Annotated in this window: 22 protein-coding genes and 2 pseudogenes; 20 read left to right on the top strand and 4 right to left on the bottom strand. The window is 40.0% G+C overall.

Annotated features, from left to right (window positions below; translation table 11 throughout):
• Positions 1-37 precede the first annotated feature (37 nt).
• The 8 genes from ACIQ2D_RS00705 to ACIQ2D_RS00670 all read left to right on the top strand — a co-directional run bounded on the left by ACIQ2D_RS00705 (position 38) and on the right by ACIQ2D_RS00670 (position 6060).
• Positions 38-1288 (top strand): tetratricopeptide repeat protein, encoded by a 1251-nt coding sequence (locus ACIQ2D_RS00705; protein WP_402859169.1) that lies wholly within the window; start codon positions 38-40, stop codon positions 1286-1288.
• Positions 1289-1302: 14 nt separating this feature from the next.
• Positions 1303-1860: a ReoY family proteolytic degradation factor gene (locus ACIQ2D_RS00700; RefSeq protein WP_402857881.1), complete on the top strand. Its 558-nt coding sequence runs from the start codon at positions 1303-1305 to the stop codon at positions 1858-1860.
• A 150-nt stretch (positions 1861-2010) separates the two neighbouring features.
• Positions 2011-2460 (top strand): DUF2487 family protein, encoded by a 450-nt coding sequence (locus ACIQ2D_RS00695; RefSeq protein ID WP_402857878.1) that lies wholly within the window; start codon positions 2011-2013, stop codon positions 2458-2460.
• Between the two features lie 157 nt (positions 2461-2617).
• Positions 2618-3121: a Rieske (2Fe-2S) protein gene (locus ACIQ2D_RS00690; protein WP_402857875.1), complete on the top strand. Its 504-nt coding sequence runs from the start codon at positions 2618-2620 to the stop codon at positions 3119-3121.
• A 22-nt stretch (positions 3122-3143) separates the two neighbouring features.
• Complete coding sequence (gene qcrB, locus ACIQ2D_RS00685) at positions 3144-3818, top strand: menaquinol-cytochrome c reductase cytochrome b subunit (RefSeq protein ID WP_402754525.1); 675 nt, start codon at positions 3144-3146, stop codon at positions 3816-3818.
• Positions 3819-3860: 42 nt separating this feature from the next.
• Positions 3861-4631, top strand: a complete 771-nt coding sequence (locus tag ACIQ2D_RS00680; RefSeq protein WP_402857872.1) for a menaquinol-cytochrome c reductase cytochrome b/c subunit — start codon at positions 3861-3863, stop codon at positions 4629-4631.
• A 97-nt stretch (positions 4632-4728) separates the two neighbouring features.
• A complete protein-coding gene (gene lhaT, locus ACIQ2D_RS00675) occupies positions 4729-5325 on the top strand; it encodes a lipoprotein heptaprenylglyceryl N-acetyltransferase LhaT (RefSeq protein WP_402857869.1) in 597 nt (198 codons plus the stop codon).
• A 60-nt stretch (positions 5326-5385) separates the two neighbouring features.
• Positions 5386-6060, top strand: a complete 675-nt coding sequence (locus ACIQ2D_RS00670) for a zinc metallopeptidase (protein ID WP_483869740.1) — start codon at positions 5386-5388, stop codon at positions 6058-6060.
• A 367-nt stretch (positions 6061-6427) separates the two neighbouring features.
• Here the strand turns inward: ACIQ2D_RS00670 and ACIQ2D_RS00665 are convergent, their stop codons facing one another.
• Complete coding sequence (locus tag ACIQ2D_RS00665; RefSeq protein ID WP_402857863.1) at positions 6428-7297, bottom strand: YitT family protein; 870 nt, start codon at positions 7295-7297, stop codon at positions 6428-6430.
• A 118-nt stretch (positions 7298-7415) separates the two neighbouring features.
• Here ACIQ2D_RS00665 and ACIQ2D_RS00660 point away from each other — a divergent pair, with 118 nt between their 5' ends.
• From ACIQ2D_RS00660 to ACIQ2D_RS00620, 9 genes and pseudogenes are all read left to right on the top strand, one after another.
• Entirely contained in the window at positions 7416-7751 is a 336-nt protein-coding gene (locus ACIQ2D_RS00660; RefSeq protein ID WP_402857860.1) for a nucleotide pyrophosphohydrolase, read from the top strand.
• Positions 7751-8548 (top strand): 4-hydroxy-tetrahydrodipicolinate reductase, encoded by a 798-nt coding sequence (gene dapB / locus ACIQ2D_RS00655; protein WP_402857857.1) that lies wholly within the window; start codon positions 7751-7753, stop codon positions 8546-8548. The genes ACIQ2D_RS00660 and dapB overlap by 1 nt, the downstream gene beginning before the upstream one ends.
• A 90-nt stretch (positions 8549-8638) precedes the next feature.
• Entirely contained in the window at positions 8639-9043 is a 405-nt protein-coding gene (gene mgsA / locus ACIQ2D_RS00650) for a methylglyoxal synthase (RefSeq protein WP_402857854.1), read from the top strand.
• A gap of 151 nt (positions 9044-9194) precedes the next feature.
• Positions 9195-10343, top strand: a complete 1149-nt coding sequence (gene bshA / locus ACIQ2D_RS00645) for an N-acetyl-alpha-D-glucosaminyl L-malate synthase BshA (RefSeq protein ID WP_402857851.1) — start codon at positions 9195-9197, stop codon at positions 10341-10343.
• Positions 10327-11529 (top strand): CCA tRNA nucleotidyltransferase, encoded by a 1203-nt coding sequence (locus ACIQ2D_RS00640; RefSeq protein ID WP_402857848.1) that lies wholly within the window; start codon positions 10327-10329, stop codon positions 11527-11529. Before bshA ends, ACIQ2D_RS00640 begins: the two co-directional genes overlap by 17 nt.
• Before the next feature lie 293 nt (positions 11530-11822).
• Positions 11823-12209, top strand: a pseudogene (locus tag ACIQ2D_RS00635) (DUF2975 domain-containing protein).
• 16 nt (positions 12210-12225) lie between these two features.
• A pseudogene (locus ACIQ2D_RS00630) lies at positions 12226-12427 on the top strand (helix-turn-helix domain-containing protein).
• Positions 12428-12459: 32 nt separating this feature from the next.
• The gene (locus tag ACIQ2D_RS00625) at positions 12460-12678 is read left to right on the top strand and encodes a DUF3955 domain-containing protein (protein WP_402857845.1); all 219 of its coding nucleotides are present in this window, start codon (positions 12460-12462) and stop codon (positions 12676-12678) included.
• A gap of 183 nt (positions 12679-12861) precedes the next feature.
• Positions 12862-13845 (top strand): biotin--[acetyl-CoA-carboxylase] ligase, encoded by a 984-nt coding sequence (locus ACIQ2D_RS00620; protein ID WP_402857842.1) that lies wholly within the window; start codon positions 12862-12864, stop codon positions 13843-13845.
• 40 nt (positions 13846-13885) lie between these two features.
• On the opposite strand, the gene ACIQ2D_RS00615 is transcribed toward ACIQ2D_RS00620, so the two are convergent.
• Genes ACIQ2D_RS00615 through ACIQ2D_RS00605 form a run of 3 tightly spaced genes read right to left on the bottom strand, consistent with a single transcriptional unit; the run spans position 13886 to position 15628 of the window.
• Positions 13886-14716 carry a DUF4097 family beta strand repeat-containing protein gene (locus tag ACIQ2D_RS00615; RefSeq protein WP_402857839.1) on the bottom strand — a complete coding sequence of 277 codons (831 nt, stop codon included), beginning with the start codon at positions 14714-14716 and terminating at the stop codon, positions 13886-13888.
• Entirely contained in the window at positions 14716-15315 is a 600-nt protein-coding gene (locus ACIQ2D_RS00610) for a DUF1700 domain-containing protein (protein WP_402857836.1), read from the bottom strand. The genes ACIQ2D_RS00615 and ACIQ2D_RS00610 overlap by 1 nt, the downstream gene beginning before the upstream one ends.
• Positions 15308-15628, bottom strand: coding sequence for a PadR family transcriptional regulator (locus ACIQ2D_RS00605; RefSeq protein ID WP_402857833.1), 321 nt, complete (start codon positions 15626-15628; stop codon positions 15308-15310). The genes ACIQ2D_RS00610 and ACIQ2D_RS00605 overlap by 8 nt, the downstream gene beginning before the upstream one ends.
• 479 nt (positions 15629-16107) lie before the next feature.
• On the opposite strand from ACIQ2D_RS00605, the gene panB reads away from it, so the two are divergent.
• Genes panB through panD form a run of 3 tightly spaced genes read left to right on the top strand, consistent with a single transcriptional unit; the run spans position 16108 to position 18184 of the window.
• Positions 16108-16944 (top strand): 3-methyl-2-oxobutanoate hydroxymethyltransferase, encoded by an 837-nt coding sequence (gene panB / locus ACIQ2D_RS00600; RefSeq protein WP_402857830.1) that lies wholly within the window; start codon positions 16108-16110, stop codon positions 16942-16944.
• Positions 16945-17799 (top strand): pantoate--beta-alanine ligase, encoded by an 855-nt coding sequence (panC, locus tag ACIQ2D_RS00595; RefSeq protein ID WP_402857827.1) that lies wholly within the window; start codon positions 16945-16947, stop codon positions 17797-17799.
• Position 17800: 1 nt separating this feature from the next.
• A complete protein-coding gene (gene panD, locus ACIQ2D_RS00590) occupies positions 17801-18184 on the top strand; it encodes an aspartate 1-decarboxylase (RefSeq protein WP_402857825.1) in 384 nt (127 codons plus the stop codon).
• Positions 18185-18556: the final 372 nt, after the last annotated feature.

The following is an 18556-nucleotide window of genomic DNA, read 5'->3' as shown; positions in this document are numbered from 1 at the left end:
TTAAAGAAAGAATAGGTGAAGATCTGTGAACAATCCAATGAATGAACTCGTTCAAGCCCTTGAACAAGGTGACTTAACGTTATTAGACCAATTATTAGAATCTTTTTTAACAAATGCGATGCCAGAAGAGCAATATTCAATCGCTGAATTATTTATGCAGTATGGCTATATGAAAGAAGCAGACCGTGTACTCGAGCACTTGCAATTTTTATTCCCGGAAGAAGCTCAACTGAAAATTGACCGAGCAAATGTATGTATGGAGCTTGGGAACGAAGATGAAGCACTTGATCTATTATTAGAAGTCGAAGATACAGCACCTGAATATCCTCAAGCACTTCTTGTATTGGCTGACTATTATCAAATGCAGGGGTTATTTGAGGTGGCGGAAAAGCGTATTAATGAAGCACTAGCCATTTTACCAGATGAACCATTATTACAATTTGCAAAAGCAGAATTACTGTTTGAAACAGGTCGGTTTTTAGAAGCGGCACGATTATATGAAGAATTACTTGAAGTGCAAGAGGAGTTTGCGGGTATTAGCCTGATTGAACGTCTTGCAGAAGTATACCGTGCAGGTGCTGCATATGAAACAGCGTTAGAATTCTATTTAAAGGCACTTGAAGATGAAGTAAAACCGGATATTTTATTTGGTGCTGCCTATTCAGCTTTCCAATCACAAAAATATGAAATGGCTATTAAGCAATTAGAGGAACTAAAAGAATTAGATCCTGACTATTTCTCAGCGTATTTATTATTAGCTGAAGCTTATGCAATGACTGAAGATAATAAAAAAGCGTATGCCGCAATTCAAGAAGGTTTAAAACGTGATGAGTATGATAAATCACTATTCTTATTTGCCGGCAAGATGGCACTAAAAAATAGTCTCCCACAGGAAGCGGAAGGTTATTTGCGTGAAGCGGTCGCGTTAGATCCTGAGTATATGGAAGCGGTCCTAGCATTGATATCGGTATTGGCACAGCAAGAACGTCACGAAGATGTAATAGAACTATTTGAAACGTTACAAAAAAATGATTTTGAGTGGGACGCGCTTTATCCTTATACTGCCGAGGCTTATGCGAATTTAGAGCAGTACGACCGTGCATACGAATTTTACCGTTTGGCATATACTGAATTTAAGGAAGACGCAACATTTTTAGAAAAATATGTTTATTTCTTATTGGAAGACGGAAAACGTACGGAAGCTAGAGAAATTATTGAGCAATTGATTGCATTGCAACCTGGTGAGCCACAGTGGGAAGAGATGTTGGAGAGCTTAGAATTCGAATAGAGGAGGGAGTGGGTATGACTGCTTCTGTATCAGTTGTCGATAAAAAGGCATTTGTTAGATGGTTCTTAAAAAATTATCAATTGAAACGTCGGGAATGTGTATGGATCTTAAACTACTTATTAAGTAATGATGAATTGCTTAAACATATACGATTTGTAGAAGAAGCCCATTATTGTCCTAGAGCTATGGTGATGTCAACGGTCGAATCAACAGGTGTGCCATTCCGTTTTTACAAAGGGAACGTTATGACAGCGGATGCTGAAAAATCTTTTCATGATTTACGCTTAAACGAGAAGGAAGATATGTATCTGCAGTTAAACTTTCCTAATATACCACCAAGCACGCAATACTTAGCGGTTCTTGAAGAAAACCCATTTATGCCAGAGACGTTACTAGTCAGTGAAAAAGACCGTTTACTAGCTGAAGAAATGTTGTCGAGTAGTTTACTGATATTTCAACAAGAGAAACTATTAGCACAGATTGATGAGGCTTTGGATAAAGGTGACGAGGAACGTTTTTATGAATTGTCTAACTTGCTACAAGCATTGAAGCTAACTGCAGAACGGAACTGAGATATACCACTTCAAAAAAATGAGTGCCCTTTATGCATTTCTATATGGTAACATTACAAAGTGAAGTATACTTTTCACTTCGTATTGTCTAACCTAGTAGAAGTGAAAGAGGGTGCTTTTTTACTTTAGCAATACAAGGAGGATTTTTAGATGTATTTTAATGCAAAAGATATAACAGATTTTATGGCGCAGAAAGATTTTATTGATACAGCGATTGTTCCATTAGTATCAGTTGATTTAACCAATGAAAAGATAAAGCAAAGTGGTGCTGAAGCAGATTTTTTACTGTCCCTAACAGCATTTGTTGAACAACAATTTAAAGGACGTCTACTTGTCATGCCGCCATTTTCTTATAGCGCTGTCATGAAAGATGAAGAGATGCCAAAAGTGCTAGAAACACAGTTACATAATGCAGGTTTTAAACATGTATTTTTTATCACTTGTGACCATTTTTGGACAAATTTTGGAGAAACGGTAAATGTTATCTGGTTACCAGCAATACCGCTAGAATCAATGGATAAAGGCGTGAAAAACTCAATTCTTGAAGATCAATTACGCCAAGTTATACCAATTTTTTCGACTAAATGGGCACAAAATTAACATATTGTTTCAATATTTGTTCACATTATCTATGTTTCCACAGAATGCTATATTGACCAAGCTATGGTCTTGATATATCATAGATATGTCCTAGTAATTACTAATTGTAAAAGTATGTCCGTTGGACTGACCTTTAAAGTTAAAAGGGGGGAAAAGGATGAGTAACAATCGAGTTTCACGACGCCAGTTTCTTAGCTACACATTAACAGGTGTAGGCGGTTTCATGGCTGCAGGGATGTTAATGCCGATGGTACGTTTTGCGTTAGACCCAGTACTTCAAAGCAAAGAAGTTGGAGATTTCGTACAAACAGAGCTTAAAATGGCTGACATCACTGAAACACCAACTAAAGTTGACTTTACATTTGAACAAGTTGACGCATGGTACAAAGCTAATGTTACAAACACTGCATGGGTTTATAAAGATGGCGATAAAATCGTCGCATTATCACCAGTGTGTAAGCATTTAGGTTGTATGGTGGACTGGGAACATAAAGACGGTCACAAAAATGAGTTCTTCTGTCCTTGTCACGCTGGGCGTTACACGAAAGACGGAGGCAATGTTGCAGGTACACCACCTCTAGGTCCGTTGGATGAATTTGAAGTACAAGAAAAAGATGGTTTATTAATGGTTGGTCCATCAAAACCAAATACGCTAGTTTAATCTGTTAGGGGGTACGAAATCAGTGCTAAACAAAATTTATGATTGGGTCGATGAACGACTAGATATTACACCGATTTGGCGTGATATTGCCGACCACGAAGTGCCAGAGCACGTTAACCCTGCACACCATTTTTCAGCTTTCGTTTACTGTTTCGGTGGATTAACATTCTTCATCACAGTAATTCAAATTCTGTCTGGTATGTTCTTAACAATGTATTATGTACCGGATGTAGAGAATGCTTGGAAATCAGTTTATTATCTACAAAACGAAGTAGCATTCGGTGAAATCGTTCGCGGTATGCACCACTGGGGAGCTTCATTAGTTATCGTTATGATGTTCTTACATACGCTTCGTGTATTCTTCACAGGTTCTTATAAGAAACCTCGTGAGCTAAACTGGATGGTTGGTGTAGGTATTTTTGGAGTAATGATTGGTCTAGGCTTCACAGGCTATTTATTACCATGGGATATGAAAGCATTATTCGCTACTAAAGTAGGTATCGAAATTGCTGCATCTGTACCATTTATTGGAGAGATGATTAAAGTATTATTAGCGGGGGATGCAACGATTATCGGTGCACAAACGTTAACACGATTCTTTGCGATTCATGTATTCTTCTTGCCTGCAGTATTGTTTGGGTTACTTGCAGCACACTTTATCATGATTCGACGTCAAGGAGTCTCTGGACCGTTGTGATTTTTCTTGACGGTTTGATGATTTTTTAAAGGAGGGGACACTATGCATCGCGGAAAAGGAATGAAATTTGTCGGCGATTCACGTATTAAAGCGAATCATCGTATGCCGAACGTTCCAAAAGATTATTCCGAGTATCCAGGGAAAACAGAAGCTTTCTGGCCAAACTTCTTATTAAAAGAATGGATGGTTGGTGCTGTATTCTTAATTGGTTATTTATTATTAACTGTCGCTCACCCTTCACCACTTGAAGGGCCAGCAGATCCAACAAAACCATATACTCCATTACCGGACTGGTATTTCTTATTTATCTATCAATTATTAAAATACACATATGCGTCTGGTCCATACAATGTAATCGGAGCAATCGTAATGCCAGGTATTGCGTTTATGGCACTTTTATTAATGCCATTCTTAGATACAACTCCAGAACGTAAGCCATCTAAACGTCCATTACCAACTGCATTTATGTTATTAACTTTGGCTTCAATGTTCTACTTAACTTGGGAATCAGTTGTAAATCATGACTGGGTAGCTGGTAAAGCGCAAGGTGCTATCGTGCACGAAGTAGAATTTGATAAAGAATCAGAAGGTTACCAAGCCTATGCTGCTTCATCATGTATTGGTTGTCATGGTGGAGATTTGACTGGTGGCGCAGGTCCTGGTTTAACAAACACAGGTTTAACAGCTGATGAAATAAAGGACATCGCAATCAATGGTTCTGAAAGTGGTGCAATGCCAGGTGGTTTATGGCAAGGTACTGATGAAGATCTTCAAAAAGTTGCAGAATTTATCGAAAGCTTAAAAACTGAATAATTTCTAAAAAGAGTCGGGAAACTGACTCTTTTTTTCATCATTTTTATACATACTGGCAATAATGTAGAAAAAGTAAAACATAGAGGAGTTTTTACACATGCAACTAACATGCGCAAATATTTGGTATTTATTAACGCACCGTTCATTTTTAATAGTATTATTAATCGTGAATTTTTTAGGAACGTTATACGGATACTACTGGTACGGAGGGCAGCTTGCCGTAACGGATCCGATTTTTTATATTTTCGTGCCGGATAGTCCAACAGCTAGCCTATTTTTCTGCTTCGTGTTAGTGGCGTGGATTTTAGGTAAAAGCTGGCCGTTAATGGAAGCATTAGCGCTTATAACGCTCGTGAAATACGGAGTATGGGCAGATGTCATGAATATTTGGACTTTGATCGAAACAGGCTCGATTGGCGGGCAGGGCTGGATGCTTGTCGCTTCACATTTTGCGATGGCTGCACAAGCTGTGATCTATATGTCAAAATATACATTTAAATTGTGGCATGTAGGTGTTGCGGCAGTGTGGACCTTACATAATGATGTCATCGATTATGTGTTTGGACAAATGCCAATGTATCGAGATCTTGAGGCTTACACAAACTATATTGGCTACTTTACGTTTTGGTTATCCATTATTTGCATCAGTTTAGCAGTTTTTTCTGTTAAACGGCGCAATCATTTGCCGAAATAATAAAAACTAGCTAGAATTATATCATAAAGTTAGAAAGGGGTTAAAATATTGTCAACAGGTATGTATATTATCTATTTTGCAATAATTATTTTAGTGCCAATTTATGCACAGATGAAAGTAAAAGGCACGTATAAGAAATTTGCAAAAGTACGTACAGCGAAAGGACAAACTGGTGCTGAAGTTGCGCGTGCAATTTTAGATGCCAACGGTTTGTACGATGTACGTGTTGTGCCGACACAAGGTGTGTTATCTGACCACTATAATCCGGTGACAAAAACAGTTGCTTTATCAGAAAGTAACTTCTATGAATCGAGTATTGCTGGTGCTGCGGTTGCTGCCCATGAGGTAGGACATGCGATTCAACATAAAGAAGCGTATTCAATGCTTACTTTACGCAGTAAGTTAGTACCAGTTGCTAATATTTCATCAAATATGTCTTGGATTTTTGTTATGATTGGTATCTTTGCAAGTAGCTCAAATTTCTTATTGCTAGGTATTGTCTTGTTAGCAGCAGGTGTCGTGTTCCAAGTAGTAACATTGCCGGTTGAGTTTGATGCATCCAAGCGTGCGCTTGTGCAAATGAATTCAATGGGTATTATTACGAATGAAGAAGAACGTCCAGCACGTAAAGTGTTAAATGCCGCGGCATTAACATATGTGGCTGCAGCAGCAGTAGCTGTGCTTGAGTTATTACGTTTGATCTTAATTTTTACGAATATGCGTAGTGATGACTAAATAGAAAGCTCGTTGTAGTACATTTATTGTGCTACGACGAGTTTTTTTGTGTTAAATGTAGTGAAGGGGTGGTAACGCTCAGGTGTTCATAGGTATCGCTCGGTTAGCAGTAATATACGCTCAGGTATGGTGAGTCAAAGCTCGGGTAAATGGTGCGAACGCTCAGGTGTTCAAAGGTATCGCTCGGGTAGCAGTAATATACGCTCAGGTATGGTGAGTTAAAGCTCGGGTAAGTACGGCCAACGCTCCTGGGCACAGAAATATCGCTCGGGTAGAAGTAATTCACGCTCAACTAAGCCCGATTATCGCTCAGCAAACTTGGTTAAATTAGCTAAAAACGCCAGACACAATTTGTCTAGCGTGAAGTTTAGGCAATGGGTTGTTTTTGTTCATCGAGTGTGAAACCTTCACCTGCAACGTCGTGTACTTCAAAAATCGACACGAATGCATGAGGATCGACTTCGTGAATGATTGATTTTAGGCGAACGAGTTCGTTACGGCTCACAACACAGTAAAGTACTTCTTTTTGTTGTTTGGTATAATGCCCTTGCCCTTGCAATGTCGTTACACCTCGTTCCATTCGTAGCGAAATCATATCCGCAATGGCACTAGGATTTTGGGATATAATAATTGCCCCACGTGCTGCATAGGCACCGTCCTGTACAAAGTCAATTACACGTGCACCGACAAATACTGCCACGAGTGTATACATCATGGAGCGCGCATCTAAAAACGTCAGCCAAGACAATAAAATAACAACCGCATCAAACATGAACATTGATTTCCCCATGCTCCATCCGAAATATTTGTGAGCTAGGCGCGCTAAAATGTCGCTCCCACCTGTTGTACCCCCAAAGCGAAAGACAATCCCAAGCCCTAGTCCGACAAATACTCCTGCAAAAAGTGATACGAGGAATAAATCATCCTTTAATGGAATATCGAACTGATAAACTTGGAAGACTTTTAAGAAAATAGAGAGGGAAACCGTGCCAATTACTGTATAAATAAATGCCTTTTTCCCGAGTAAACGCCAGCCTAGGATAAACATTGGAATGTTTAAAAGTAAATTTAGCAATGCAGGGTCCCAACCTAGTGTAAAATAGAGCACGAGGGTAATACCACTAAATCCGCCTTCTCCAAGCTGGTGTTGCATATTAAAATGTACCAAACCAAAGCTGAAAATCGCTGCACCAATCATTATTGCTATGACATTGCGTATTTTAATTTGTTTGAGCATACTACCTCCCGGGAGTTATCTGACAAATGAAGTTGTGCATCTTATTATCTGTTATTTTATTGTTTTTGACAACAATAGTGTAAAATAAATACGATATAATGTAGGAGTGTGAAAATGAATGACTGAACAAATGTCAATGCAGGCTTTGCAAAAGCGAGTAGACGATTACATCGGACAATTTAAAGAAGGTTATTTTCCACCGTTTGAGCTGTTGGCACGTTTAACAGAAGAACTTGGTGAATTGTCACGTGAAGTGCAGGACGTTTACGGACAAAAGAAGAAAAAGAGCACAGAAGGCTCAAATAGTATTGAAGAAGAATTAGGCGATTTTTTCTTCGTCTTAGTATGCTTTGCAAATGCTCAAGGTATTAAACTGGATGAGGCACTACTTCGCGTCATACATAAATTTGAAACGCGTGACAAAGATCGATGGACGAGGAAGGATGAAGAATAATGGCAATTCGTGTAGCAATCGCAGGACCAAGAGGAAAAATGGGAGCTGAGGCTGTACATACTATCATGAAAAATGGCAAAATGGAGTTAGTTGCTGTACTTGATTATAAAGAGGTTGGTGCAACATTAGCAGATTTAGACATGTTCCCTTCCAATTATACAGCACCGATCTTTACGGATATGAAAGAGCTTGTAGCAGCGACTGATCCGGATGTATTAGTTGATCTAACAAATCCACATGCCGTCTATAAGCACACAAAAGAAGCATTAGCATTAAATGTAAGACCTGTTATCGGTACAACGGGCTTTACAGATGCTCAACTAGAGGAATTAACAGCACTGGCGAGAGAAAAGGAACTGGGTTGCATTATTGCACCAAACTTTGCCATTGGTGCGATTTTAATGATGAAGTTCGCCAAAGAAGCAGCGAAATATTTACCGGATGTTGAAATTATTGAAATGCACCATGATCAAAAGTTAGATGCACCATCTGGTACTGGTGTGAAGACAGCGCAAATGATTCAAGAAGTACGTTCACAGAAAAAGCAAGGTCACTTAGAAGAAACTGAAATACTTGAGGGCGCAAGAGGTGCTGATTTTGATGGCATGCGTATTCACTCAGTTCGTTTACCTGGTTTAGTAGCGCATCAACAAGTATTATTTGGTGGGGAAGGTCAACTTCTAACCATTCGTCATGACTCGTTAAATCGTGCTTCATTTATGTCAGGCGTTGCATTTTGCGTCGAAGAAGTGATGAAAATGGATCAACTAGTATATGGTTTAGAAAACATTATTTAATAATGAATGAATAGAGGAATTCTTTTTGTTCATAAGAAAATGGAACTAAATTGCCACAAGGTAAAATTGAGTAGAATAGGGATGATCGCCATGAAAATCGCATTAATTGCACATGATCGTAAAAAGGATAATTTAGTACAATTTGCTATTGCCTACAGAGATATTTTAAGTGAGCATACGCTCTTTGCGACAGGTACAACAGGACAGCGAGTTATAGATGCAACAGCTCTAGAGGTAACACGTTTCCGTTCAGGTCCATTAGGTGGCGACCAACAAATTGGCGCGATGATTGCCAATAATGATATGGACATGATCATATTTTTCCGTGATCCGTTAACAGCACAACCGCATGAGCCAGATGTTTCTGCACTTATTCGTCTTTGTGATGTTTATCAAATCCCACTGGCTACGAATATGGGAACTGCAGAAATTTTATTAAAAGGGCTACAAGAAGGTTTTGTGGATTGGCGATTGATTGCCGAGAGACGTGATTAACCTGATTCAGTGGTGCGTGTAGCACACTAAATTTAGTTAATGCCTTAGACGGATGTCGCAGATTTTTTTTAAAAAAGGGTCGTGCTGCACGATTCAAAATCTGGACACAGATACGTATAGACGTATTTGACTTAGAAAGGATGATAATCGAATGAGAAAGCTAAAAATCGGCATTACTTGTTACCCAACTGTTGGGGGCTCAGGTGTGATTGCAACAGAATTAGGGAAAATGCTTGCAGAGAGAGGGCACGAAATTCATTTCATCACCTCAAGCGTACCATTTCGATTAAACAAAATTTATCCGACCGTCTTTTTCCATGAAGTAGAAGTAAGTAATTATTCAGTTTTTCAATATCCGCCTTATGATATTGCACTTGCAAGTAAAATGGCGGACGTGATTACAGATGAAGGGCTAGACGTGCTGCACGTGCATTATGCAATTCCGCATGCTGTTTGTGCAGTATTAGCCCGTGATATGAGTGGGCAGGATGTTGGCATTGTGACGACATTACACGGTACAGATATTTCCGTGCTAGGTCAGGATTCAACACTTGCGCAGGCGATTAAATATGGTATTGATAAATCTGATGTTGTGACAACAGTGTCAGAGGCTTTAAAAGAACAAACTTATGAACTAATCGATACGGTGAAGCCAGTCGACACGATTTATAACTTCGTTGATGAGCGAGAATATCGCCCATTAGATCCGGGAGACTTAAAAGAACAGTTTGGCATTAGTACGGATGAAAAGGTCATTATTCATGTGTCCAACTTCCGGAAGATTAAAAACTTACCGCATATCATCGACGCATTTATGAAAATTCGTGCTCATACGAAAGCAAAGTTACTACTTGTAGGAGACGGTCCGGAAAAACATCGTATTATGGATATGGTAAAGGAGAGTCCTTACGCAAAAGAAGTGCTATTTTTAGGTAAGCAGGAAAATTTAGCCGAACTGTACGCGATTAGTGATCTTAAACTATTACTTTCCCAACAAGAGTCATTTGGACTTGTATTACTTGAGGCAATGGCTTGTGGTGTGCCGTGTATCGGTTCGGCTGTAGGCGGCATTCCAGAGGTCATTGAACACGGAGTAGATGGCTATATAGTTGAGCAAGGGGATACGGATGCAGTTGCACAATATGCAGTCGAACTATTGAATGATGAGGAAAAATTACAAAACTTCCGTGAGGCTGCAATTCGCGCAGTAAGTACAAAATTCCACTCATCAAAAATTGTCGAGCAATATGAAAATATGTACGAGAAGGTTGCTGAAAAAAGGCATGCAAAACAACAATGAATGGCAAGCGGCATTTACTGTCATTAAACAACTAGAAAATGCGGGCTTTGAGGCAGTCGTTGTAGGGGGCGCTGTGAGAGATGCGTTACTTGGTCGTGAAGTACACGATGTGGATGTTGCAACGAGTGCAATGCCATCCGAGGTCAAGGGGATTTTCACAAGGACGGTAGACATCGGAATCCAGCATGGTACGGTACTTGTACTCGTACCTGAAGCCCCTGTTGAAGTAACGACATATCGTACAGATGGTGAATATACTGATCACCGGAGACCCGAGGCAGTACAATTTGTACGCTCATTAGCAGAAGATTTAAAGCGTCGTGATTTTACGATGAATGCCATTGCGATGCGTCGTGATGGTTCTTTTGTTGATTATTATGGTGGCCGAGAAGACATTGAGGCTTGTGTGATCCGAGCAGTTGGGGAAGCACAGGCCCGTTTTGCAGAAGATGCGCTTCGCATGCTCAGGGCGGTGCGTTTTTCTGCGCAACTTAGTTTTACAATCGAGCCAGCTACGATGCAGGCGATGCGTGAGCAAGCCGCTGATATCGAATGGATTGCAAAAGAACGTGTCAAAGCAGAGTTCGATAAGCTATGGGTAGGCAAAGATGTCCATAATGGTATGGTGAAGCTTCAAGAAAGTGGCTTGGCGGCACATTTGCCAGGTGAATTTAAAGCTGAGCAATGGCAAGGTTTTTGCACGCAGGATGCGCAGGTTGGCTGGGCTTATTTTGCTCTATTACAAGGCGGAAATTGGCCAGAAGTTTTGCGTAGCTATCGTTTATCGAATAAGGAAACTTCATTTGTGAAGGCAGTTTTAGCAGCTTTTGAAGCGCTAAAGGTAGGCTGGACGAAAATGGATTATTTCACGTATTCAGAAGTGGAGCTAGGTGCGGCACTTCATTTTGCCAAGTTGCAAAAGCTCCATGTTGAAGTGACGCTGGACGTTATGCGTGAAGCGCAGGCAAGTTTGCCGATTCGAACGCGTAATGAACTTGTTGTGAATGGCCTGGATTTGCAAAAGTGGTCTGGACAAAAGCGTGGACCGTGGCTAAAAGAGGCACTACAAGCAATGCTAGAGGCGGTAGTGGCTGGCGAAGTAGAAAATGACTGGCAAGACATTAAGGCTTGGTTTGAACGTTTATATGAAGAAATGAAGAGTCTTGATAATACCTTTGAACAATAAAATAAATTTCATAACTAAATAGATAACGAATCCAGCAAAGCTATTATAGCCGAGCTGGTTTTTTTGTGTAAATAAACAAAAATCTACGTCTCAATATTAAATAGACCATCTAAATAGGAATAAATATTTATTGTTTTACGATAAATATAAATTGACTTAGAATGTATTTTTAATTATTATATCAATAGAAAGTTGAGGTGTTTTATGAAACAGAAATAATTATCAAGGTGGTTAAAATTGATAATTTTATTTTGTGGATTATTCGGTTTACTGTTCTGTATGTTGGACCTGGAATGGGGAAGGAACTATTGCTGGACTCAGAAAATTTAAAGGCATTATATATTCCTTTTATTGCATTCATTTGGATTACCGGAATTCCATTTTTTATAGCATTAGTATTGGGGTGGAAGATATGTTCAGATGTAGGCGCTGATCAAGACTATACTATCAAAAATGCCGATAGGCTAAAGCTAATAAGTGTATTAGCAATGACTGAAGGTGGTTTATAAGTTGTAGCATTACTTTACCTTTTTGTAGTAGGTAGTTATCACACAAATATTTTAGTCATTCTATTACTTATTCTATTTTTAGCAGCTGTTATTGCAGTCTTTACTTCTCTGCTTTCATTTTTAGTGAGAAAAGCCAGTGATATAAAACAAGATAACGATCTAACGATTTGAGGTGTTGATTGAAATAATGCCTATCGTTGTAAATCTTGATGTAATGTTGGCTAAAAGAAATATGAGCGTTACAGAGTTATCAGAAAAACTAGGGTATCACGATGGAAAACGTCTCAATATTAAAGAATGGAAAAGCAAAAGCAGTTAAATTTTCAACCTTAGAAAAAATATGCGAAGTTTTAGTCTGCCAACCAGGTGACATTTTGGAATATAAATAAAATCATAATGATGAAATGGAGAGAAATATATAATGAAAAAATATCTAATTGCATCTACGCCGATTCTAATAGGGGTTCTATGTCTAGTGATGAAAGGTATCATTGGTGATGAATTCCTGCCAGACGGAACTATAGTTGAAAAAAACTTCTTTTTAATACCACTAAGTTATATCTTCTTCTTTAGCGGTATTGTTGCCTTATTATTTGTGGCAATGGTTTCAGTATTAAAAAAAGTTACTATTGCCAAGTAAACTATCAAGTCCAGATACTCACAATTTAAAGAAGAGTGAACCCCGAGTGCCTAAAAGCAAATTTTTAGCAACAGTCGATGGTCAATTGTGTGAATTTACAGTATCATAAATACTGATATATATAGTATTTGAGAACTAAAGTAAATAAGTGATTGTTCACTTAACTAAAGGATTGGTTTGAAGATGAGTATTTCGATGAAAGATGAGATTCTGAGAAGATTATTAGCAGCAAATGGGGAAGCGGTTTCTGGGCAAGAATTAGCAGATGAATTAAGTGTGTCACGCACAGCCATTTGGAAGCATATGCAGACATTGCAAGAAGAGGGCTATACATTTGAAACCGTAAAGAAAAAAGGCTATGTACTTACTGGAGTACCAAATAGTTTAAGCCCAATGCAAATTGAACTGTTTTTAAATACTGAGCGCTTTGGTCGACACATTCATCATTTTGATGTAGTGGATTCGACACAAACAATTGCCCATAAGCTTGCACAAGAAGGCGCACTAGACGGCACAATTGTCATTGGGGAAGAGCAAACTGCAGGTCGTGGTCGTATGGCGAGACCGTGGGAATCTGCACATGGGACAGGTATTTGGATGACCGTTATTGTGCGCCCAGATGTGACGCCGCAACAGGCATCAGCTTATACACTTGTCGTAGCAGTTGCTGTGACAAAGGCAATTAAGACACTATATAAAAACGTAGAGCCAGCTATTAAATGGCCAAATGATTTACTGATTAATGGAAAAAAGTGTACAGGTATTTTAACGGAAATGCAGGCAGAGGCTGACTGTGTACAAGCATTACTTGTGGGCATTGGCATTAATGCGAACCAAGTAGAAGACGATTTCTCCCCGGAGATTGCTGACATTGCTACCTCTTTACGTCTAGCAGCAGGCGAAGAAATTAACCGGGCAGCACTTGTTGCGACAATTTTACAATACTTAGAGCAATACACGGAAGTATTCGTAAAGGAAGGCTTTGCGAGCATCAAAACATTGTGGGAGCAAGCATCTTGCACAATTGGTCAACGTATCGAAGTGACAACATTACGTGAGCAATTTGAAGGGATCGCAAGTGGGATTACTGATGAAGGTGTGTTACAGCTAACGCAGGATAATGGTAATGTGAGAACTATCTATTCTGGAGATATTAGAATTATATAAACGGAAAGCTGCAAGTAGATTGTTACTTGCAGCTTTTTGTTTATTTAAGTGATAAGTCTAGGTCTCCGTGTGAAAGTGAGACTTGTAGCTGATTGTCTCCGTTTTGTGATTGTGAAAAATCACCTTCTATTGATTGATCATTGAATGAAATTTCTCCAAAACTCATATTTAAGTCTAATCCAAGTTCACTTTCTTTGTTTAGTAGGTCAAGGTCAATATCGCCAAAACTTGAATCGATCGTCGATTTTCCGTTTAATTCACCGTCGATATCGATATCGCCATGCTCACTTTCTGCAACGAAACTCGTACTAGCAAATTGTCGTAACGACATGTCTCCAAAGGATTGAGTGATTTCAGTATGTCCTGCCACAATGTTTTCCATCGAAAGATCCCCATGTCTTACAATAAGATTGAGTTGTTGGAAATTTAAATGCTCAAGGTTTACATCGCCAAAGCTTGAGTCTAATGAAATGTTTGAGAGCTGTGTATCTTTTGGGACATAAATTTTAATCGTAGGTGTTTTAAATGATGTAAAACCAATTGTGATGCCATTATTCTTTGCGTTTTTGGCATCTACTGTAAGCGTACCGCCCTTTACCTCATACGTAATATCTGTAGTTTCAAAAGAGCTTACTTCTATCGAATAGCTATCCGATGGCAGTATTTCAACATCCACATGTTGATTGTCAATGTTAATGCTTGTAAATGCATCGAGTTCATTGGAATTAGTTACAAAAGACTGTTCATTTGGAACGTGAATACCCGAATTGTTTATTGTAAGAGACCATTTTCCACCTGAGGTATACCCAATAATGGCTAACACAATGCCTATCACAATCATGCTACCTGCAATCTGTTTAAGAGAAGTCATTAGATACGCCCCTTTCGTTTACGAGTAATTCTTTGAAATAACCGTGCTAAGCCTTCTACACTTGCTAGGCAAATTCTTTTAATAAGACGGATGGTAGGAGAGAAGATCAAAACTCCGAATCCTGTAATTGTCAGTCCAATACCTATAAAGAGTAGCGCAGTCGGCCAATGGTCTGTAAGGATGAGAAAACCAGAGACTAGGTAGAAGATTCCACCAAATAAAAATCCGCCCACAATGGCAACAATCGCGATGACCAAGCTGAATACAACGGCACCCGCTGAAAAGATGAGTGCAATTGCCGTCGCGAGAAGTGGTAGCGAAAGTGGTGCCGAAAGTATTGCAAGAATGATGAGCCAGAAAGCTGACATATTCTTTTTTGTAGAAGTTGGTGTTTCGTCTAAATCCTTAATGGCTAAATCAGCTAGTATTTGTGCAGCTACTTGGGAAGGGGGGCCAAGTTGCTGTATGACTTGCTGTTCGTTTCCTTCTCCGGCTTCATCGAAATATTCTTCATAATAAATAAGCGCAGCATCAATTTCATGCACCGGGAGTCGGTGTAATTTGCTTCTTAGACTTTTTAAATAGCCCGCTTTATCCATCTAAATTCCCTCCTATTAGTACACTATCTACTTTCTGTTTATAAATTTGCCATTCGGTAAGAAGCTCCAGTAATCGTAGGCGGCCATCCTTAGTAATACGATAGTAGCGTCTATTTCTTCCTTGAAATGGCTGGTCGTAGGTTGTTAAAAAATCGGCCTTTTGCAAACGCCGTAATACAGGATAAAGCGTCGATTCCGATATATCCATCACAGATTGTACTTGCTGTGTCAATGAATAGCCGTAAGCATCTTCTTTTTCTAATATGGCAAGTACACAGGCATCGAGTAAAGACGAGCCAAGTTGAAACGTCATTTTATCCACCTCACATTCATATCCCTATACAAGGTTTTATATTATATGCTGTATAGTATATAGATAGTATATGGCGTATAACATGGTTTGTCAATTAATGTGAAAATAGTGATTAGAAATGTCATGACCAAAATGTTGTGATTAGAGTGGAGGCTGGATGCCCCTCGGAAAACGCCCAGCCGGAACGGAACTCAACCTCAAGTTACGCGGTGAGATATTAGAAAATTAGAATAATAGAAAATATTGTTTGTAGATGAGACTGGGAATCTGTTATAGTATGTGCTGAAGGGCAGTATCCTTTTGTGAACGGCACCTTCAAAAACGTAAGACAAACTACAACAAATATCTGCCTTGATCTTAATAGACAGGGACGGAAGAAAACGAAGCGTTCTAATTGAACGAACACACTACCCTTCTGCCCATTTTTAGGAATAGAAGGGTTTTTATTGTTTTCTTCTCTTGGAAAAGGAGGAGTTCAATTGAAAACAACATCAGATTTTTTAAAGATGAAAGCAGCTGGTGAAAAAATCGTCATGCTCACAGCTTATGATCATCCATCGGCAAGGTTTGCAGAGGAAGCTGGCGTCGATATGATTCTAGTAGGAGATTCACTAGGTATGGTCGTACTAGGATATGATTCGACGATGCCTGTGACGGTGGCAGACATGGTGCATCACGCAAAAGCGGTACGACGTGGTGCGAAGGATACGTTTGTGGTCGTTGATATGCCATTTGGTTCGTATCATGGCGATGTCAACGATACTTTAAAAATAGCAGTAGCAATGATGCAAGAAACAGGCGCAGATGCACTGAAGGTAGAAGGTGCAGATGATGTTTTACCTGTTATTGCGAAGTTAACGTCTGCTGGTATCCCTTTAGTGGCGCATTTAGGCTTGCTCCCACAATCTGCTGGGGTTTTAGGTGGCTATAAAGTCCAAGGGAAAACAGCAGAACAAGCGAAAAAAGTTATTGAAGATGCAAAAAAATGTGAAGCGGCAGGTGCGTGCGCCGTTGTGTTAGAATGCATTCCACATCAGGTAGCTGAAATTGTATCAGCAAACTTAATAATTCCAACAATTGGAATAGGTGCCGGAGCTGATGTAGATGGGCAAGTGCTTGTTTACCATGACCTGCTTGGCTACGGATCGCATCATGTGCCGAAATTTGTACAGCAGTTTGGGGATATGGGGACTGCGGCAAGTCAGGGGATTACAGGCTATGTAGAATCAGTTAAGGCTGGGACTTTCCCTGCACCCAAGCACTTCTTCACGATGAAGGATGAAGCATTGGATCAACTGTACGGGGGCGTAAAGTAGATGAAAGTCGTAACTACCATCGCAGCATTATCAGCAGAAATTCAAGCAGCAAAAATAAATGAAAAAACAATTGGTCTTGTGCCGACAATGGGCTATTTACATGAAGGACATTTAACACTGGCTCAAGCTGCACGTGCAGAAAATGATCTCGTTGTTATGAGTATTTTTGTGAACCCTACACAATTTGGTCCAAACGAAGACTTTGAAAGCTATCCACGTGATTTACCACATGATCTAGCCTTAGCAGAATCAGTAGGTGTGGATATTGTTTTTGCACCGAGCGTGGAGGAGATGTATCCGCATGACGGAGGTATTCGTATTCATGCGGGCAAGCAAGCTAACGTATTGTGCGGAGCAAGTCGACCTGGACATTTTGATGGTGTCTTACAAGTCGTGGCGAAATTATTCCATTTAACACAGCCAACGCGTGCATACTTTGGTCAAAAGGATGCCCAGCAGGTAGCTATTATTGCCACAATGGTGCGTGACTTTAACTTCCCATTAGAAATGCGTGTCGTGCCGGTTGTGCGTGAAGAGGATGGTTTAGCAAAATCTTCACGAAATGTCTATTTAAGTGAAGTAGACCGAAAGCAGGCACCAGCGATAAACGAAGCGTTGGAGCTGGCTCGAGATAGCTTCTTAGAGAATGGTGACGTGGTGGAGGCAATTGAAATTGCGACAGTGCATATTGCGACGCGTACAAACGGCAAGATTGATTATATTGAACTTTTGGCGTATCCAGATTTAATTCCTGTTACAGATGACACAGAGCAAGTACTACTAGCGGCAGCAGTTTATATTGGTAATACACGTTTAATTGATAACCGTATTTTTAATGTGAAAGAGGGACTGTAATATGCTACGAATGATGATGAACAGTAAAATCCATCGCGCGACAGTAACAGAGGCGGATTTAAATTATGTAGGATCCATTACTATAGATGAAGATATTTTGGATGCAGTCGGAATGCTGCCAAACGAAAAGGTGCATATCGTCAACAATAATAACGGTGCTCGTTTTGAAACGTACATTATCGCTGGTGCACGTGGTTCAGGCGTGATTTGCGTCAACGGTGCAGCAGCTCGACTTGTACAGCGAGGGGATATCGTTATTATCATCTCTTACGTGTATGTTGATAATGCCGAGGCCAAGGATCATAAGCCAACTGTCGCGATTATGGGTGAGGGTAATACGATTAAAGAAATGATAGCGTACGAGCCGGAAGCGACGGTGCTGTAATTTAAGTGAGAAGTGTGTACATTTGTGCATGCTTCTTTTTTTGTGGGGAATATTGGGGATGGTGTGAAGGGTTGTGTGTGGATAGCTCAAGTTTAGTGGAGGGTCGCTCAACATGGAGAGGAAGTCGCTCAAGTTTGGATGAGGGTCGCTCAACATGGGGAGGAAGTCGCTCAAGTTTGGGTGTGAGTCGCTCAAGTTTGGATGTGGGTCGCTCAACATGGAGGGGAAGTCGCTCAAGTTTGGGTGTGAGTCGCTCAAGTTTGGCAAAGGGTCGCTCAACATGGAGAGGAAGTCGCTCAAGTTTGGCTGAGGGTCGCTCAACGTGGAGGGGAAGTCGCTTAAGTTTGGATGAGGGTCGCTCAAGATGGAGAG

Source organism: Lysinibacillus sp. NPDC097287, assembly GCF_044761695.1.
Lineage (GTDB): Bacteria > Bacillota > Bacilli > Bacillales_A > Planococcaceae > Lysinibacillus.
The sequence above is the reverse complement of the archived record's forward strand: the minus strand, read 5'-3'. Positions and strand labels throughout refer to the sequence as shown.

Bases quoted from the DNA above. Each gene is read 5' to 3' on its own strand.
- ACIQ2D_RS00705 (WP_402859169.1), top strand. From the start codon at position 38: ATGAATGAACTCGTTCAAGCCCTTGAACAAGGTGACTTAACGTTATTA.
- ACIQ2D_RS00700 (WP_402857881.1), top strand. From the start codon at position 1,303: ATGACTGCTTCTGTATCAGTTGTCGATAAAAAGGCATTTGTTAGATGG.
- ACIQ2D_RS00695 (WP_402857878.1), top strand. From the start codon at position 2,011: ATGTATTTTAATGCAAAAGATATAACAGATTTTATGGCGCAGAAAGAT.
- ACIQ2D_RS00690 (WP_402857875.1), top strand. From the start codon at position 2,618: ATGAGTAACAATCGAGTTTCACGACGCCAGTTTCTTAGCTACACATTA.
- ACIQ2D_RS00680 (WP_402857872.1), top strand. From the start codon at position 3,861: ATGCATCGCGGAAAAGGAATGAAATTTGTCGGCGATTCACGTATTAAA.
- lhaT (WP_402857869.1), top strand. From the start codon at position 4,729: ATGCAACTAACATGCGCAAATATTTGGTATTTATTAACGCACCGTTCA.
- ACIQ2D_RS00670 (WP_483869740.1), top strand. From the start codon at position 5,386: ATGTATATTATCTATTTTGCAATAATTATTTTAGTGCCAATTTATGCA.
- ACIQ2D_RS00665 (WP_402857863.1), bottom strand. From the start codon at position 7,297: ATGCTCAAACAAATTAAAATACGCAATGTCATAGCAATAATGATTGGT.
- ACIQ2D_RS00660 (WP_402857860.1), top strand. From the start codon at position 7,416: ATGACTGAACAAATGTCAATGCAGGCTTTGCAAAAGCGAGTAGACGAT.
- dapB (WP_402857857.1), top strand. From the start codon at position 7,751: ATGGCAATTCGTGTAGCAATCGCAGGACCAAGAGGAAAAATGGGAGCT.
- mgsA (WP_402857854.1), top strand. From the start codon at position 8,639: ATGAAAATCGCATTAATTGCACATGATCGTAAAAAGGATAATTTAGTA.
- bshA (WP_402857851.1), top strand. From the start codon at position 9,195: ATGAGAAAGCTAAAAATCGGCATTACTTGTTACCCAACTGTTGGGGGC.
- ACIQ2D_RS00640 (WP_402857848.1), top strand. From the start codon at position 10,327: ATGCAAAACAACAATGAATGGCAAGCGGCATTTACTGTCATTAAACAA.
- ACIQ2D_RS00625 (WP_402857845.1), top strand. From the start codon at position 12,460: ATGAAAAAATATCTAATTGCATCTACGCCGATTCTAATAGGGGTTCTA.
- ACIQ2D_RS00620 (WP_402857842.1), top strand. From the start codon at position 12,862: ATGAGTATTTCGATGAAAGATGAGATTCTGAGAAGATTATTAGCAGCA.
- ACIQ2D_RS00615 (WP_402857839.1), bottom strand. From the start codon at position 14,716: ATGACTTCTCTTAAACAGATTGCAGGTAGCATGATTGTGATAGGCATT.
- ACIQ2D_RS00610 (WP_402857836.1), bottom strand. From the start codon at position 15,315: ATGGATAAAGCGGGCTATTTAAAAAGTCTAAGAAGCAAATTACACCGA.
- ACIQ2D_RS00605 (WP_402857833.1), bottom strand. From the start codon at position 15,628: ATGACGTTTCAACTTGGCTCGTCTTTACTCGATGCCTGTGTACTTGCC.
- panC (WP_402857827.1), top strand. From the start codon at position 16,945: ATGAAAGTCGTAACTACCATCGCAGCATTATCAGCAGAAATTCAAGCA.
- panD (WP_402857825.1), top strand. From the start codon at position 17,801: ATGCTACGAATGATGATGAACAGTAAAATCCATCGCGCGACAGTAACA.